General features: G+C 61.9%; 28 protein-coding genes. All 28 read left to right on the top strand.

Annotated features, from left to right (window positions below; all coding sequences use genetic code 11):
• The coding region (gene tuf, locus KDG50_04675; GenBank protein ID MCB1864699.1) for an elongation factor Tu at positions 1-131 on the top strand (131 nt) is incomplete at its 5' end.
• A 51-nt stretch (positions 132-182) separates the two neighbouring features.
• A complete protein-coding gene (gene rpsJ, locus KDG50_04670) occupies positions 183-494 on the top strand; it encodes a 30S ribosomal protein S10 (protein MCB1864698.1) in 312 nt (103 codons plus the stop codon).
• Between the two features lie 30 nt (positions 495-524).
• Entirely contained in the window at positions 525-1,169 is a 645-nt protein-coding gene (gene rplC, locus KDG50_04665; GenBank protein MCB1864697.1) for a 50S ribosomal protein L3, read from the top strand.
• A gap of 6 nt (positions 1,170-1,175) precedes the next feature.
• Positions 1,176-1,778, top strand: a complete 603-nt coding sequence (rplD, locus tag KDG50_04660; GenBank protein MCB1864696.1) for a 50S ribosomal protein L4 — start codon at positions 1,176-1,178, stop codon at positions 1,776-1,778.
• Positions 1,775-2,071, top strand: a complete 297-nt coding sequence (gene rplW, locus KDG50_04655) for a 50S ribosomal protein L23 (GenBank protein ID MCB1864695.1) — start codon at positions 1,775-1,777, stop codon at positions 2,069-2,071. The genes rplD and rplW overlap by 4 nt, the downstream gene beginning before the upstream one ends.
• A 20-nt stretch (positions 2,072-2,091) precedes the next feature.
• Positions 2,092-2,919, top strand: coding sequence for a 50S ribosomal protein L2 (gene rplB, locus KDG50_04650; protein MCB1864694.1), 828 nt, complete (start codon positions 2,092-2,094; stop codon positions 2,917-2,919).
• Between the two features lie 21 nt (positions 2,920-2,940).
• Positions 2,941-3,213: a 30S ribosomal protein S19 gene (rpsS, locus tag KDG50_04645; protein MCB1864693.1), complete on the top strand. Its 273-nt coding sequence runs from the start codon at positions 2,941-2,943 to the stop codon at positions 3,211-3,213.
• Between the two features lie 20 nt (positions 3,214-3,233).
• Positions 3,234-3,569 (top strand): 50S ribosomal protein L22, encoded by a 336-nt coding sequence (gene rplV, locus KDG50_04640; protein MCB1864692.1) that lies wholly within the window; start codon positions 3,234-3,236, stop codon positions 3,567-3,569.
• 22 nt (positions 3,570-3,591) lie between these two features.
• Entirely contained in the window at positions 3,592-4,266 is a 675-nt protein-coding gene (gene rpsC, locus KDG50_04635; GenBank protein ID MCB1864691.1) for a 30S ribosomal protein S3, read from the top strand.
• 16 nt (positions 4,267-4,282) lie between these two features.
• Entirely contained in the window at positions 4,283-4,696 is a 414-nt protein-coding gene (rplP, locus tag KDG50_04630; protein ID MCB1864690.1) for a 50S ribosomal protein L16, read from the top strand.
• Positions 4,696-4,884, top strand: a complete 189-nt coding sequence (rpmC, locus tag KDG50_04625; protein ID MCB1864689.1) for a 50S ribosomal protein L29 — start codon at positions 4,696-4,698, stop codon at positions 4,882-4,884. The genes rplP and rpmC overlap by 1 nt, the downstream gene beginning before the upstream one ends.
• A 7-nt stretch (positions 4,885-4,891) precedes the next feature.
• The gene (rpsQ, locus tag KDG50_04620) at positions 4,892-5,152 is read left to right on the top strand and encodes a 30S ribosomal protein S17 (protein ID MCB1864688.1); all 261 of its coding nucleotides are present in this window, start codon (positions 4,892-4,894) and stop codon (positions 5,150-5,152) included.
• A gap of 20 nt (positions 5,153-5,172) precedes the next feature.
• Positions 5,173-5,541 (top strand): 50S ribosomal protein L14, encoded by a 369-nt coding sequence (rplN, locus tag KDG50_04615; protein MCB1864687.1) that lies wholly within the window; start codon positions 5,173-5,175, stop codon positions 5,539-5,541.
• 11 nt (positions 5,542-5,552) lie between these two features.
• A complete protein-coding gene (rplX, locus tag KDG50_04610; GenBank protein MCB1864686.1) occupies positions 5,553-5,870 on the top strand; it encodes a 50S ribosomal protein L24 in 318 nt (105 codons plus the stop codon).
• 28 nt (positions 5,871-5,898) lie between these two features.
• On the top strand, positions 5,899-6,438 hold the full coding sequence (gene rplE / locus KDG50_04605) for a 50S ribosomal protein L5 (GenBank protein MCB1864685.1): 540 nt from the start codon (positions 5,899-5,901) through the stop codon (positions 6,436-6,438).
• A 13-nt stretch (positions 6,439-6,451) separates the two neighbouring features.
• On the top strand, positions 6,452-6,757 hold the full coding sequence (rpsN, locus tag KDG50_04600; GenBank protein ID MCB1864684.1) for a 30S ribosomal protein S14: 306 nt from the start codon (positions 6,452-6,454) through the stop codon (positions 6,755-6,757).
• Between the two features lie 21 nt (positions 6,758-6,778).
• Positions 6,779-7,171 carry a 30S ribosomal protein S8 gene (gene rpsH, locus KDG50_04595; protein ID MCB1864683.1) on the top strand — a complete coding sequence of 131 codons (393 nt, stop codon included), beginning with the start codon at positions 6,779-6,781 and terminating at the stop codon, positions 7,169-7,171.
• Positions 7,172-7,187: 16 nt separating this feature from the next.
• A complete protein-coding gene (gene rplF, locus KDG50_04590) occupies positions 7,188-7,721 on the top strand; it encodes a 50S ribosomal protein L6 (protein MCB1864682.1) in 534 nt (177 codons plus the stop codon).
• A 9-nt stretch (positions 7,722-7,730) separates the two neighbouring features.
• Entirely contained in the window at positions 7,731-8,096 is a 366-nt protein-coding gene (gene rplR / locus KDG50_04585; protein ID MCB1864681.1) for a 50S ribosomal protein L18, read from the top strand.
• 14 nt (positions 8,097-8,110) lie between these two features.
• Positions 8,111-8,617, top strand: coding sequence for a 30S ribosomal protein S5 (gene rpsE / locus KDG50_04580; GenBank protein MCB1864680.1), 507 nt, complete (start codon positions 8,111-8,113; stop codon positions 8,615-8,617).
• Positions 8,618-8,619: 2 nt separating this feature from the next.
• Positions 8,620-8,805 (top strand): 50S ribosomal protein L30, encoded by a 186-nt coding sequence (gene rpmD, locus KDG50_04575; protein MCB1864679.1) that lies wholly within the window; start codon positions 8,620-8,622, stop codon positions 8,803-8,805.
• Between the two features lies 1 nt (position 8,806).
• Positions 8,807-9,244: a 50S ribosomal protein L15 gene (gene rplO / locus KDG50_04570; protein MCB1864678.1), complete on the top strand. Its 438-nt coding sequence runs from the start codon at positions 8,807-8,809 to the stop codon at positions 9,242-9,244.
• A 7-nt stretch (positions 9,245-9,251) separates the two neighbouring features.
• The gene (secY, locus tag KDG50_04565; GenBank protein MCB1864677.1) at positions 9,252-10,607 is read left to right on the top strand and encodes a preprotein translocase subunit SecY; all 1,356 of its coding nucleotides are present in this window, start codon (positions 9,252-9,254) and stop codon (positions 10,605-10,607) included.
• 21 nt (positions 10,608-10,628) lie between these two features.
• The gene (gene rpmJ / locus KDG50_04560; GenBank protein ID MCB1864676.1) at positions 10,629-10,742 is read left to right on the top strand and encodes a 50S ribosomal protein L36; all 114 of its coding nucleotides are present in this window, start codon (positions 10,629-10,631) and stop codon (positions 10,740-10,742) included.
• Positions 10,743-10,827: 85 nt separating this feature from the next.
• The gene (rpsM, locus tag KDG50_04555; GenBank protein MCB1864675.1) at positions 10,828-11,184 is read left to right on the top strand and encodes a 30S ribosomal protein S13; all 357 of its coding nucleotides are present in this window, start codon (positions 10,828-10,830) and stop codon (positions 11,182-11,184) included.
• A 41-nt stretch (positions 11,185-11,225) separates the two neighbouring features.
• The gene (rpsK, locus tag KDG50_04550; protein ID MCB1864674.1) at positions 11,226-11,615 is read left to right on the top strand and encodes a 30S ribosomal protein S11; all 390 of its coding nucleotides are present in this window, start codon (positions 11,226-11,228) and stop codon (positions 11,613-11,615) included.
• A gap of 11 nt (positions 11,616-11,626) precedes the next feature.
• Positions 11,627-12,247, top strand: a complete 621-nt coding sequence (rpsD, locus tag KDG50_04545) for a 30S ribosomal protein S4 (protein ID MCB1864673.1) — start codon at positions 11,627-11,629, stop codon at positions 12,245-12,247.
• A 23-nt stretch (positions 12,248-12,270) separates the two neighbouring features.
• Positions 12,271-13,257, top strand: a complete 987-nt coding sequence (gene rpoA / locus KDG50_04540) for a DNA-directed RNA polymerase subunit alpha (protein MCB1864672.1) — start codon at positions 12,271-12,273, stop codon at positions 13,255-13,257.
• Positions 13,258-13,259 lie beyond the last annotated feature (2 nt).

Raw genomic sequence — 13,259 nt, 5'->3', positions numbered from 1 at the left:
TGCCGGGCGACAACGTGAAGATCACGGTGAAGCTGATTGCCCCGATCGCGATGGAAGAGGGGCTGCGCTTTGCGATTCGCGAAGGCGGACGCACGGTCGGTGCCGGCGTCGTGGCGAAGATTATCGAATAGTCCATTCAGCGACGTCAGACGCAGTTCAAGTCAGGTAGCGAGTAGGCAAAAATGGCCAGTCAAACCATCCGAATCCGGCTGAAATCCTTCGATCATAGGCTGATCGACCAGTCGGCCCGTGAGATCCTGGACACGGCCAAACGGACCGGCGCACAGGTGCGCGGCCCGATTCCGCTGCCGACCAAGATGGAGCGATTCACGATCCTGATTTCACCGCACGTCAACAAGGACGCGCGCGATCAGTACGAGATTCGCACGCACAAGCGCCTGATCGACATCGTCGAGCCGACGGACAAGACCGTCGACGCGCTGATGAAACTCGATCTTGCCGCGGGCGTCGACGTTCAGATCAAGCTGAACTGATAACAGAAGAGAATTTTTCGGAGCAGTTCGATGCCTGTCGGTGTGGTTGGTCGAAAACTGGGTATGACCCGTGTGTTCACGGAGGCCGGGGATTCCGTGCCCGTGAGCGTGATCGAGGTCGAGCCCAATCGTATTACGCAGGTCAAGACGGTCGAGAGTGACGGCTATCGCGCCGTTCAGGTGACGACCGGCGTCCGGCGTGCCGTGCGGGTTACCAAACCCATGGCGGGCCATTTCGCGCGCGCCCAGGTCGAGGCCGGTCGTGGCACCTGGGAATTCCGCCTGAACGAAAGCGAAGGCGAAGGGCTTGCCAACGGTGGCGAGATTCGCGCCGATGTTTTCAGTGTCGGCCAGCATGTGGATGTCACGGGCGTGTCGAAAGGCAAGGGTTTTGCCGGCAACGTCAAGCGGCACGGGTTTCGCACCCAGGACGCCACGCATGGCAACTCGCTCTCGCATCGAGCGCCGGGTTCCATCGGGCAGAACCAGACCCCGGGTCGCGTGTTTCCCGGCAAGCGCATGGCGGGCCACATGGGAAACGTGCGCCGTACACAGCAGAATCTTGAGGTCGTACGCGTGGATGTCGAACGCAACCTGTTGCTCGTGCGTGGGGCCATTCCCGGTGCGCCGGGCGGTGACGTCATCGTGCGTCCGTCCGTGAAGAAAGCGGGGTAAGCAGTCATGCAGCTAACGGTTCATGGTGGTCAGGGCGTCGATGTTGCCGACAGCGTATTCAGCGCCGATTTCAACGAGCCGCTGGTGCATCAGATCGTGACTGCGTACATGGCCGGCGCGCGCGCCGGGACCAAGGCGCAGAAGACTCGCGCGGATGTCAGCGGCGGTGGTGCGAAACCGTGGCGCCAGAAGGGCACGGGCCGTGCGCGTGCCGGTTCGTCGCGCTCGCCGTTGTGGCGTGGCGGTGGCCAGGCCTTTGCGGCGCGTCCGCGCAACTTTGAGCAGAAGGTCAATCGCAAGATGTACCGCGGTGCGATGCGCTCGGTGTTGTCGGAACTGGTGCGCCAGGAGCGTCTGCATGTGGTGGACGCGATCGGCATCAGCGAGGCGAAGACACGACTGCTGGCCGCGCGCCTGGCGGAACTTTCGCTCAACCGCTGTTTGATCGTGACCGAAGACTGCGATCGTTCGCTCGAACTTGCTGCCCGCAATCTACCGACGGTGGCTGTGTGCACGGCCGCTGAGGTCGACCCGGTCAGCCTGGTCGGCTCCGAGCAGATCCTTCTGACCGTGGGTGCCGTCAAGCTGCTCGAGGAGCGCTTCAAATGAATCGCGAACGATTGATGACGATTCTGCTGGCCCCGGTGGTTTCGGAAAAGGCCACGAGCGCGGCGGACCAGCGCGGACAGTACGCCTTCAAGGTGCTTGGCGATGCCACGAAACCCGAGGTGCGCGCCGCCGTGGAATTGATGTTCGAGGTCAAGGTGGATGCCGTGCAGATGGTGAACATCGCCGGCAAGCGCAAGACCTCGCGCGGTCATGCGGGACGACGCGCGTCCGTGCGCAAGGCCTACGTGCGCCTCGCCGATGGGCAGTCGATCGACTTCGGCGTTGCCGGCTAAAGAGTAAAGGTAGTAAAGAGATGGCCACATTCAAAGCCAAGCCGACCTCGCCGGGACGCCGTTTCGTTGTACGGGTGCGCGAGGAAAGCCTGCACAAGGGCGAACCGCACGCGCCGCTCGTTGAGCGCAAGGCCAAGAGTGGGGGCCGCAACAACGTCGGGCGCATCACCACTCGCCATCAGGGCGGCGGTCACAAGCAGCGTTACCGACTGATCGACTTCAAGCGCGACAAGGACGGGATCGAGGCGGTGGTCGAGCGACTCGAATACGATCCGAACCGCACGGCGAACATTGCGCTTTTGAAGTACGCCGATGGCGAGCGCCGCTACATCGTGGCGCCGCGCGGCCTGGTTGCGGGCGACCGGGTCATGTCGGGCTCCGATTCGCCGATTCGCGCCGGCAACTGTCTGCCCATGCGCAATATCCCGGTCGGTTCGCTCGTGCACTGCATCGAGCTGAAGGCGGGCAAGGGCGCGCAGATGGCCCGGTCGGCCGGCAGTTCCGCGCAGCTGGTGGCGCGCGAAGGCGGTTTCGCGACCCTGCGTCTGCGCTCGGGCGAGATGCGCAAGGTGCATGCCGACTGCCGTGCAACGCTCGGCGAGGTGGGCAACAGCGAACACAATCTGCGTTCACTCGGCAAGGCGGGTGCAAAACGCTGGCGCGGTGTCCGTCCGACGGTGCGCGGCGTTGCCATGAACCCGGTCGACCATCCGCACGGTGGTGGCGAGGGCCGCACCTCGGGTGGTCGCCATCCGGTGAGCCCGTGGGGTACGCCGACCAAGGGTTACAAGACCCGTCGCAACAAGCGCACGAACAAGATGATCGTTCGTCGCCGCGGCCGCAAATAACACGACGAGAGGATAAGCAAGGTGCCACGTTCGATCCGCAAGGGCCCGTTCGTCGATCTGCATTTGCAGAAAAAGGTCGATGCAGCGGTTGCCGCGAACGACCGCCGTCCGGTCAAGACCTGGTCGCGCCGTTCCATGATTCTGCCGGACATGATCGGCCTGACCATCGCGGTGCATAACGGCCGCCAGCATGTTCCGGTGCTCGTCAGCGAAAACATGGTTGGCCATAAGCTGGGCGAGTTCGCGCCGACCCGTGCGTTCAAGGGTCATGTCGCGGACAAGAAAGCGAAATAGGCGCGCTTCGGGGACAAACGATGAACACCAAAGCTATCTATCGCTACGCTCCGCTTTCGGCACAGAAGGGCCGACTCGTCGCCAATGCGATTCGCGGCATGGCCGTCGAGAAGGCGCAACTCTATCTGGCGTACACGCCGAAGAAGGCTGCGCGCATCTTCAAGAAGGTGCTGGATTCAGCCGTCGCAAACGCCGAGCACAACGATGGTGCGAACATCGACGAATTGAAGGTGGCCGAGGTGTTCGTTGACGAGGGGCCGAGCCTCAAGCGTTTCCATGCGCGAGCGCGTGGTCGCGGCAACCGGATTACAAAGCGTCAGAGCCACATCACGATCAAGGTCGCATCGGCCGACTGATCCCTGGAGCCTGGTTTAAGTCATGGGTCAAAAAGTTCATCCAACCGGATTCCGTCTCGGTGTCACAACCGAATGGACCTCGAAATGGTACGCGAGCAGCAAGGACTATCCGAAGCTGCTGCTAAGCGATCTCGAGGTGCGTGACTATCTGCGCAAGCGGCTGGCTCAGGCATCGGTGAGTCGAATCCAGATCAACCGTCCCGCCAAGAATGCCTTTATCACCATTCACACGGCGCGGCCGGGCATGGTGATCGGCAAGAAGGGCGAGGATATCGAGGCCCTGCGCAAGGACGTGTCCGCCCGCATGGGGATTCCCGCGCACATCACGATCGAGGAAATCCGCAAGCCCGAACTGGATGCGCAGCTCGTGGCCGAGAACGTTGCCCAGCAGCTCGAGCGCCGCATCATGTTCCGCCGCGCGATGAAGCGCGCGGTCACCAACACGATGCGTCTGGGCGCCCAGGGTATCCGGATCAACCTTGCCGGGCGTCTGAATGGCGCGGAGATCGCGCGTACGGAGTGGTATCGCGAGGGTCGTGTGCCGCTGCATACGCTGCGGGCCGACATCGATTACGGCTACGCCGTCGCCGTGACCACCTATGGCGTGATTGGCGTCAAGGTCTGGGTCTTCAAGGGCGAGGTCTTCGGAGATCGGGATCGCCGCGTGGCCGCGGACGCGCCCGCCGCCCAAGCCTGATCCAGGAGCGTAGTTCATGCTGCAACCAAAACGAACCAAGTTCCGCAAGCTCCACAAGGGTCGCAACCGTGGCGTTGCGAATCGCGGCAGCAAGGTCAGCTTCGGCGACTTCGGCCTGAAGGCGGTTGATCGCGGTCGGCTGACTGCGCGCCAGATTGAGGCCGGTCGGCGTGCCATCACGCGTCATGTGCGCCGCGGCGGCAAGATCTGGATTCGCGTGTTTCCGGACAAGCCGATCACGAAGAAGCCCCTTGAAGTGCGCATGGGCAAGGGCAAGGGCAGTGTCGAGTACTGGGTCGCACTGATCCAGCCCGGTCGTATGATTTACGAAATAGAAGGCGTAAACGAGGAGATTGCGCGCGAGGCATTCCGCCTTGCCGCGGCAAAACTCCCGTTCACCACGTCCTTCGTTAAACGGCAGGTGTTGTGATGAAATCCGGGGAGCTGCGCGAGAAGTCCGACGGCGATCTGCGCGACGAGCTGCACGCGTTGCTGCGTGAGCAGTTCAACCTGCGCATGCAGAAGGGCTTTGGGCAGATGGGCAACACATCGCGTCTGCGAACTGTGCGCCGCGACATCGCGCGCGCCAAAACCGTAATGAACGAGCGTCGGAAGTAGGTCGGCCATGAACGAGAAAGAAACGACAGCGCGCATGGTTACCGGACGAGTGGTCTCGAGTGGGATGCACAAGTCCATCACGGTGGTCATTGAGCGCCGGGTGCCGCATCCGACGTACGGAAAATTCGTTCGTCGTTCGACCAAGTTGATGGCGCATGACGAGGCCAACGAGTGTGGCGTGGGCGATACCGTTACAATTGAAGAATGCCGCCCGATCTCCAAGCGTAAGAGCTGGCGGGTCGTGCGCATTGTCGAGCGCGCGCGTTAAGGCACTGACGGAGTACTGCAATGATTCAGATGCAATCCCAGCTCGATGTCGCTGACAACAGTGGCGCCAAGCGTGTGCAGTGCATCAAGGTGCTCGGCGGTTCAAAGCGCCGGTATGCGGGCATTGGTGACATCATCAAGGTTAGCGTCAAAGACGCCATCCCTCGCGGCAAGGTGAACAAGGGCGATGTGTTCAACGCATTGGTTGTGCGGACCAAGTCCGGCGTCCGTCGGCCGGATGGCTCCCTGATCCGCTTTGACTCGAACGCCGCTGTACTGCTGAACAATCAGCTGCAGCCGATTGGCACGCGTATCTTCGGGCCGGTGACGCGCGAACTTCGTTCGTCCCAGTTCATGAAGATTATTTCGCTGGCCCCGGAAGTACTCTGAGGTAGGCCGCAATGCAACGCATCAAGACTGGCGACGAAGTGATCGTTCTGGCCGGGCGCGACAAGGGTCGTACCGGGAAGGTTTCGGCACGGGTCGGCGCTGAACATGTCGTCGTGGACGGCATCAACGTCGCGCGCAAGCACCAGCGTGCGAATCCGCAGGCCGGGATCGCTGGCGGCATCGTGGAAAAGGAAATGCCACTGCACATTTCGAACGTGGCGCTCTACAACCCGGCGACGGGCAAGGGCGACCGCATCGGCTTCCGCACCCTGGGCGATGGCCGAAAGGTTCGGTATTTCAAGTCCAACAACGAGGTTGTGGACGCCTGAGCGGCGTGCCACGGTTAGGGTCCAAACGATGGCCAGATTGCAAGACTATTACCGCGAGTCGGTGGTTCCGAAGCTGCGCGAGCAGTTCGGGTACGGCAGCGCCATGCAGGTGCCGCGGATCGTGAAGATCACCCTGAACATGGGCGTGGGCGAGGCCGTGGCGGACAAGAAGGTCATGGACCACGCCGTTTCCGACATGGAAGCGATTTCGGGTCAGAAGGCCGTGGTCACGAAGGCGCGCAAGTCGGTCGCCGGCTTCAAGATCCGTGACGGCTATCCGGTCGGCTGCAAGGTGACCCTGCGTCGTGATCGGATGTACGAATTCCTTGATCGGTTGATCTCCATCGCGTTGCCGCGTGTACGCGACTTCCGTGGTGTGAACGGGCGTTCGTTCGACGGCCGTGGCAACTACAGCATGGGCGTGCGCGAACAGATCATCTTCCCTGAAATCGATTACGACAAGATCGACCAGATTCGGGGTATGGATATCACCATCACGACCACGGCGCGCACCAACGAAGAGGCCAAGGCCCTGTTGGCCGGCTTTAACTTTCCGTTCCGCAACTGAGGCGGGAGCGAACATGGCTAAAACATCGATTATCGCCCGGGAGAAGCGCCGCGCCGAGACGGTGAAACGTTTCGCAAAGAAGCGCGCGCAGCTCAAGGCCATCATCAATGACCGCAAGCGGTCGCCGGAAGAAGTGTTGGCCGCGCAGCAGCGGCTGCAGAAACTTCCACGTGATGCAAGCCCGACCCGCGGTCGTAATCGCTGTGGGCTGACCGGACGTCCGCATGGCTACTATCGGAAGTTCGGCCTGGCGCGCAACAAGCTGCGCGAAGCGGCCATGCGTGGTGACGTTCCGGGTCTGGTCAAGGCCAGCTGGTAAGCGAGCAGAAGGCATTTCACGATGAGCATGCAGGATCCGATCTCCGACATGTTGACCCGCATCCGCAATGCGCAGCGGGCCGGCAAGAAATCTGTATCGATGGCGGCTTCCAGTACCAAGCTGGCCGTAGCCAAGGTGCTTGAGACCGAGGGCTATGTGTTGGGCGTGTCGGCGGATAACGAAGCCAAGCGCACAATGACGGTGGACCTGAAGTATTACCAGGGCGAGCCCGTCATTGAGTACCTCGAGCGAGTCAGTCGCCCGGGCCTGCGTATCTATAAGCGCAGCGACGATCTGCCCACCGTGCGTGGCGGACTTGGCATGGCCATCGTTTCGACCTCGAAAGGGGTCATGAGCGACCGTGCCGCCCGCGCCGCGGGCGAGGGCGGCGAAGTGCTTTGTTACGTCGCCTGATCAGTCGAGAAACATCATGTCCCGCGTAGCGAAAAATCCCGTTGTGATTCCCAAGGGCGTCGAGGTCCAGATCGATGCTGCGGGGATTTCTATCAAGGGCAAGAACGGTCAGTTGCGTCAGGTGGTTCACCCGTACGTGGGGGTCGAATTTGACGACGGCAGCGTGCGCGTAAGTCCCCGATCGGATGACCCCAGTGCAGACGCGCTGGCGGGCACGACGCGCGCGCTGATCAACAACATGGTTGTCGGCGTCACCGATGGCTTCATGAAGAAGCTCGACTTGGTCGGGGTCGGCTATCGCGCCCAGGCGCAGGGCAAGGTGTTGAATCTCACGCTGGGTTTCTCGCATCCGGTTGAACATCGGGTGCCGGAAGGAATCACGGTCGAGACACCATCGCAGACCGAAATTCTGGTCAAGGGCGCCGACCGGCAGAAGGTCGGGCAGGTCGCCGCCGAGATTCGTGCCTATCGCCCGCCGGAACCGTACAAGGGCAAGGGCGTGAAGTACTCCGACGAAATCATTATTCGTAAGGAAACGAAGAAGAAGTAAGGTGCAATGATGGCTAGCCAGAACGAAAAAAAGCAGGCGCGCACGCGCCGTGGACGCGCTACCCGGTTTCACATTCGTGAGCTCGGCGTGCCGCGTTTGAGCGTGCACCGTACGCCACGGCATATCTATGCCCAGGTGATTTCGGCTGACGGTGCGACCGTGCTCGCCTCTGCCTCAACCCTGCACAAGGACATGCGGGGCGATATGGGCGCAACCGGCAACGTGGCTGCGGCGGTGATCGTCGGGCGGGAGATCGCCACGCGAGCGAAGGCCGCCGGCGTTTCCAAAATCGCTTTCGACCGCTCGGGTTACCGTTACCACGGGCGAATCAAGGCACTGGCTGACGCCGCGCGCGAAGCCGGGCTCGAATTTTGATCGGGATGGCACAGATGTCCGACTACTCCGCAAACAACGAATCCGGCGAGCTGATCGAGAAGCTGATCGGCGTACGCCGTGTCGCAAAGGTCGTCAAAGGCGGCCGCCAGTTCGGTTTCTCGGCGCTCACCGTTGTTGGTGATGGCAACGGCCGTGTTGGTTACGGTCAGGGCAAGGCCCGTGAGGTGCCGGTCGCGATCCAGAAGGCGATGGACCGCGCACGCCGCAACATGGTGCGGGTCAAACTCGACGGCGCGACCCTGCAGCATCCTGTCGTGTCAAACGTAGGCGCGGCGAAGGTGTTCATGAAGCCGGCCTCCGAAGGTACTGGCATCATCGCCGGCGGCGCCATGCGCGCCGTTTTTGAGGTGCTGGGCGTACACAACGTGCTGGCCAAGTGCATCGGCACCCAGAACCCGACCAACGTCGTGCGTGCGACCGTCGAAGGCCTGCGCAAGATGCGCAGCCCGGCCGACATCGCCGCCAAACTCGGCAAGACGGTCGAAGAGATCCGGAGCTGAACATGGCCAGCAAAACCCTGCGGCTCACGCTTGTGCGTAGTCTGAATGGCCGGCTGAAAGACCATCGCGCCTGCGCGCGGGGTCTGGGCCTGCGTCGGATGCATCAGAGTGTCGATGTGGCGGCGACGCCGGAGAACCTCGGCATGGTCAACCAGATCAGCTACATGCTGAAGGTCCAGGAGGTCTGATATGCGCCTGAATACTCTGAAGCCCGCGCCCGGCGCGAAGGCCAATCCCAAGCGCGTTGGTCGCGGGATCGGCTCGGGTCTTGGCAAGACGGCAGGGCGTGGCCACAAGGGTCAGAAGGCACGAGCCGGCGGCTTCCATAAGGTCGGTTTCGAGGGCGGCCAGATGCCCATGCAGCGTCGACTGCCGAAGGTCGGCTTTGTCGCGCGCATGTCGCAGACCAAGGAGCAGGTGCGCCTGTCGGAGATCGACGCGATGGACGTCGACCTCATTGACCTTGATGCACTGAAATCCGCGGGCGTAGTGCGTCGTTCGACCAAACAGGTCAAGGTCATGCTGAGCGGGACCATCGGACGCGCGGTAACCGTGCGCGGCATTCCGGTCAGCGCCGGCGCGCGTGCCGCGATCGAAGCGGCCGGCGGAAGCGTCGAGACCGAGTAAGGGCGTCATGGCCACGGCGGGAGCATCGGTCGCGGGGGCATTGGGATCCGTCGGACGAATGACGGAACTCAAGCAACGCCTGCTGTTTCTCGTACTGGCGCTGATCGTTTATCGGATCGGCACCCACGTTCCCGTGCCCGGCATTCAGCCGCAAGCACTTGCTTCGCTGTTCGATCAGCAGCAGGGCAACATCCTAGACATGTTCAACATGTTCTCGGGTGGGGCGCTGGAACGATTCAGCCTGTTCGCGCTCGGAATCATGCCGTATATCTCGGCGTCGATCATCATTCAGCTCATGTCGGCCACCATTCCGAAGCTGGAGCAGCTCAAGAAGGAAGGCGAGGCCGGGCGCCGCAAGATCACCCAGTACACCCGGTACTTCACCGTGGTGCTTGCAACCTTCCAGTCGATTGGAGTCGCCGTAGCGCTGCAGGACCAGAGCGTAGGCGGGCAGGGCGTCGTGATCAATCCGGGCCCCGGGTTCATCTTCACGACCGCCGTGACGCTGGTGACCGGCACGATGTTCTTGATGTGGCTCGGCGAGCAGGTCACCGAGCGCGGCGTCGGCAATGGTATTTCCATGATCATCTTTGCGGGCATCGTCGCGGGGCTCCCACAGGCGATCGGCGGCACGCTGGAACTCGCGCGTACCGGCGAACTGAATTATCTGTTCATCCTGTTGCTGTTTGCGCTGGCCATCTTCGTGACCGGTGTCGTGGTGTTCGTCGAGCGCGGGCAGCGCCGGATCACCGTGAACTACGCACGCAGGCAGCAGGGGCGGCGGGTCTTCCAGGGGCAGACCAGCCACCTGCCGCTGAAGCTGAACATGTCTGGCGTAATTCCGCCGATTTTCGCGTCGAGCATCATCCTGTTTCCGGCAACGCTCGGTGGCTGGTTCAGCCAGTCGGAGGGCATGCGCTGGATGCAGGACATCCTGGCCAAGTTCGCGCCGGGTGAGCCCGTCTACGTGGTCACCTATGCAGTCGCGATCATTTTCTTCTGTTTTTTCTATACGGCGATCGTGTTCAATTCGCGCGACACGGCCGACAACCTGAAGCGCTCCGGTGCCTTTATTCCCGGAATTCGCCCGGGCGAGCACACCGCGCGCTACATCGATCAGATCATGACCCGCCTAACGATGGCCGGGGCGATTTACATCACGCTCGTCTGCCTGCTGCCGGAATTTCTGATCGTTGGCTGGAACGTGCCGTTCTATTTCGGCGGCACTTCACTGCTGATCATCGTCGTCGTCGTGATGGATTTCATGGCGCAGGTTCAGGCCCACATGATGTCGCACCAGTACGAGGGCCTGATGAAAAAGGCCAACCTCAAGGGCCACGGGCCCGGCGGTCTGGTGCGCTGAAATTTTCACTGAGGAAAGACCATGAAAGTCCAGGCTTCCGTAAAGAAGGTCTGCCGAAACTGCAAGATCATCCGGCGCAACGGCGTGGTCCGCGTCATCTGCAAGGATGCGCGGCACAAGCAGCGCCAGGGCTGATTTCCAGCCTTTGGCGGCTTGAGTACAGCGCATCAACCGCGCTAAAATTAACCGTTTACCCTGACCAACATCCCAGAGGCCTTACATGGCGCGTATTGCTGGCATCAACATCCCGGAGCGCAAGCACACTTGGGTGGCGCTGACTGCGATCTATGGGATCGGGCGCACCCGTGCCTATCTGATCTGCGCGGCAGCCGGAATCGAGCCGACCCGCAAGGTCAGCGAGCTTGCAGAGGCTGAGGTGGAGCGCCTGCGTACCGAGGTTGGGCGGTATCCGCTTGAAGGCGATCTGCGCCGCGACGTGTCCATGAACATCAAGCGCCTGATGGATCTCGGCACCTACCGCGGCATGCGCCATCGGCGCGGCCTGCCCGTGCGCGGTCAGCGTACCCGCACAAACGCCCGCACCCGAAAGGGTCCGCGGCGTCCGATCCGTAAGTAATTCCGCGTACCGGCTTCCATAGCCAACTGCATCTGCGAGCCATGGCAAAACAGACTACCCGAACCAAGAAGCGCGTCAAAAAGACGGTGATTGATGCCGTCGCGCACATCAAGGCCTCGTTCAACAACACGATCGTCACGATCACCGATCGCCAGGGCAACGCGCTCTGTTGGGCGACCTCGGGTGGTTCCGGCTTCCGTGGCTCACGCAAGAGCACGCCATATGCGGCCCAGGTCGCGGCAGGCAAGGCGAGTGACGTAGCCAAGGAATACGGGGTGAAGAATCTGGACGTCGAGGTAAAAGGGCCCGGTCCAGGCCGCGATGCCGCCGTGCGCGCACTGCATGCCGCGGGTTTTCGCATCACGAATATTGCGGACGTCACACCGATTCCGCATAACGGCGTGCGTCCGCCCAAGCGTCGGCGCGTGTAGGGGTAGCGGTCATGGCGAAATACATCGGTCCAAAATGCAAACTGAGCCGGCGCGAAGGCACCGACCTCTTTCTTAAGAGCCGGGCGCGGCCGCTTGACAGCAAGTGTCGCCTGGAAAAGGCGCCTGGGCAGCAGGGCGAACGTCGCAAGCGCATTTCGGATTACGGCCTGCAGCTGCGCGAAAAGCAGAAGCTGCGCCGCATCTATGGCGTTCTTGAACGTCAGTTTCGTAACTATTACAAGGAAGCGGCGCGTTCCAAGACGGCTACCGGCGAGGCGCTGCTGCGGCTGCTGGAATGTCGTCTGGACAATGTCGTCTACCGCATGGGTTTCGGCGTGACGCGCGCAGAAGCGCGCCAGCTCGTTTCGCACAAGGCCGTGGAAGTCAACGGCAAGCCCGTAAACGTGCCGTCCTACCAGGTGTCTGCGGGCGACGAGATCACAATCCGCGAAAAATCGCGTGGCCAGTTGCGCATCAAGGACTCGCTCTCCATCGCCGAGCAGATCGGCTTCAGCGAATGGGTTGACGTTGACGCCAAGGTCATGAAGGGCGTGTTTCGCCGTGTGCCGGACCGCATTGATCTGGCGGCCGATATCAACGAGCAGCTCGTCGTCGAGTTGTACTCGAAGTAAAACCAGACCAACGGGGATTACCTATGTCCGGTTCCGTTTCGGAATTTCTGACGCCACGAATGGTTGACGTGCACGCGCTCGGCGAAGGTCGCGCGCGCGTGTCGCTCGAGCCGCTCGAGCGCGGGTTTGGTCACACGCTGGGCAACGCCCTGCGGCGCATCCTGCTGTCCTCGATGCCCGGTTGTGCGATCTGCGAAGTCGACATCGAGGGCGTGTTGCACGAGTACACGGCGATCGAGGGCGTCCAGGAAGACGTCATCGAAATCCTTCTGAACCTCAAGGATATCGCGATCTCGATGCATGCCAAGGACTCCGCGAAACTGCGGATTTCCAAGCAGGGTGCGGGCATCGTGACGGCTGGCGATATCGAAACCGATCATGATGTTGATATCCGCAATCCCGATCACATCATTGCGCATCTGGCCAAAGGTGGCCGGCTGGAGATGACTCTGCATGTGCGGCGCGGCCGCGGCTACGAGCCGGCAACGGCACGTGAATCAGCCGCGGGCGACGATCGTCCGATCGGCCGGTTGCAGCTTGACGCAAGCTTCAGCCCGGTACGCCGGGTTTCCTATAGCGTTGAGGCGGCGCGAGTCGAGCAACGAACAGACTTGGACCGTCTCGTGATGGAGCTGGAGACCAACGGCACGATCGATCCCGACGAGGCGATTCGCCGCGCGGCGACGATTCTGCAACAGCAGCTTTCGGTGTTCGTGGACCTGGAGTCGCAGGATGCGCCGCGCCCGGCCCGTCGTGACGATGCCGTTGATCCGCTTTTGCTGCGTCCGGTCGACGATCTGGAACTCACGGTACGCTCGGCTAACTGCCTGAAGGCCGAGAATATCTTCTATATCGGTGATCTGATCCAGCGCACCGAGGTCGAGTTGTTGAAGACGCCGAACCTCGGCAAGAAGTCGCTGACCGAGATCAAGGACGTGCTGGCACAGCGCGGGCTTTCCCTCGGCATGCGGCTCGAGAACTGGCCGCCGCCGGGGCTCGGCGAGTCCTGATC

The organism is Chromatiales bacterium, assembly GCA_020445605.1.
Lineage (GTDB): Bacteria > Pseudomonadota > Gammaproteobacteria > JAGRGH01 > JAGRGH01 > JAGRGH01.
This window is presented reverse-complemented; position numbering and strand designations above follow the sequence as displayed.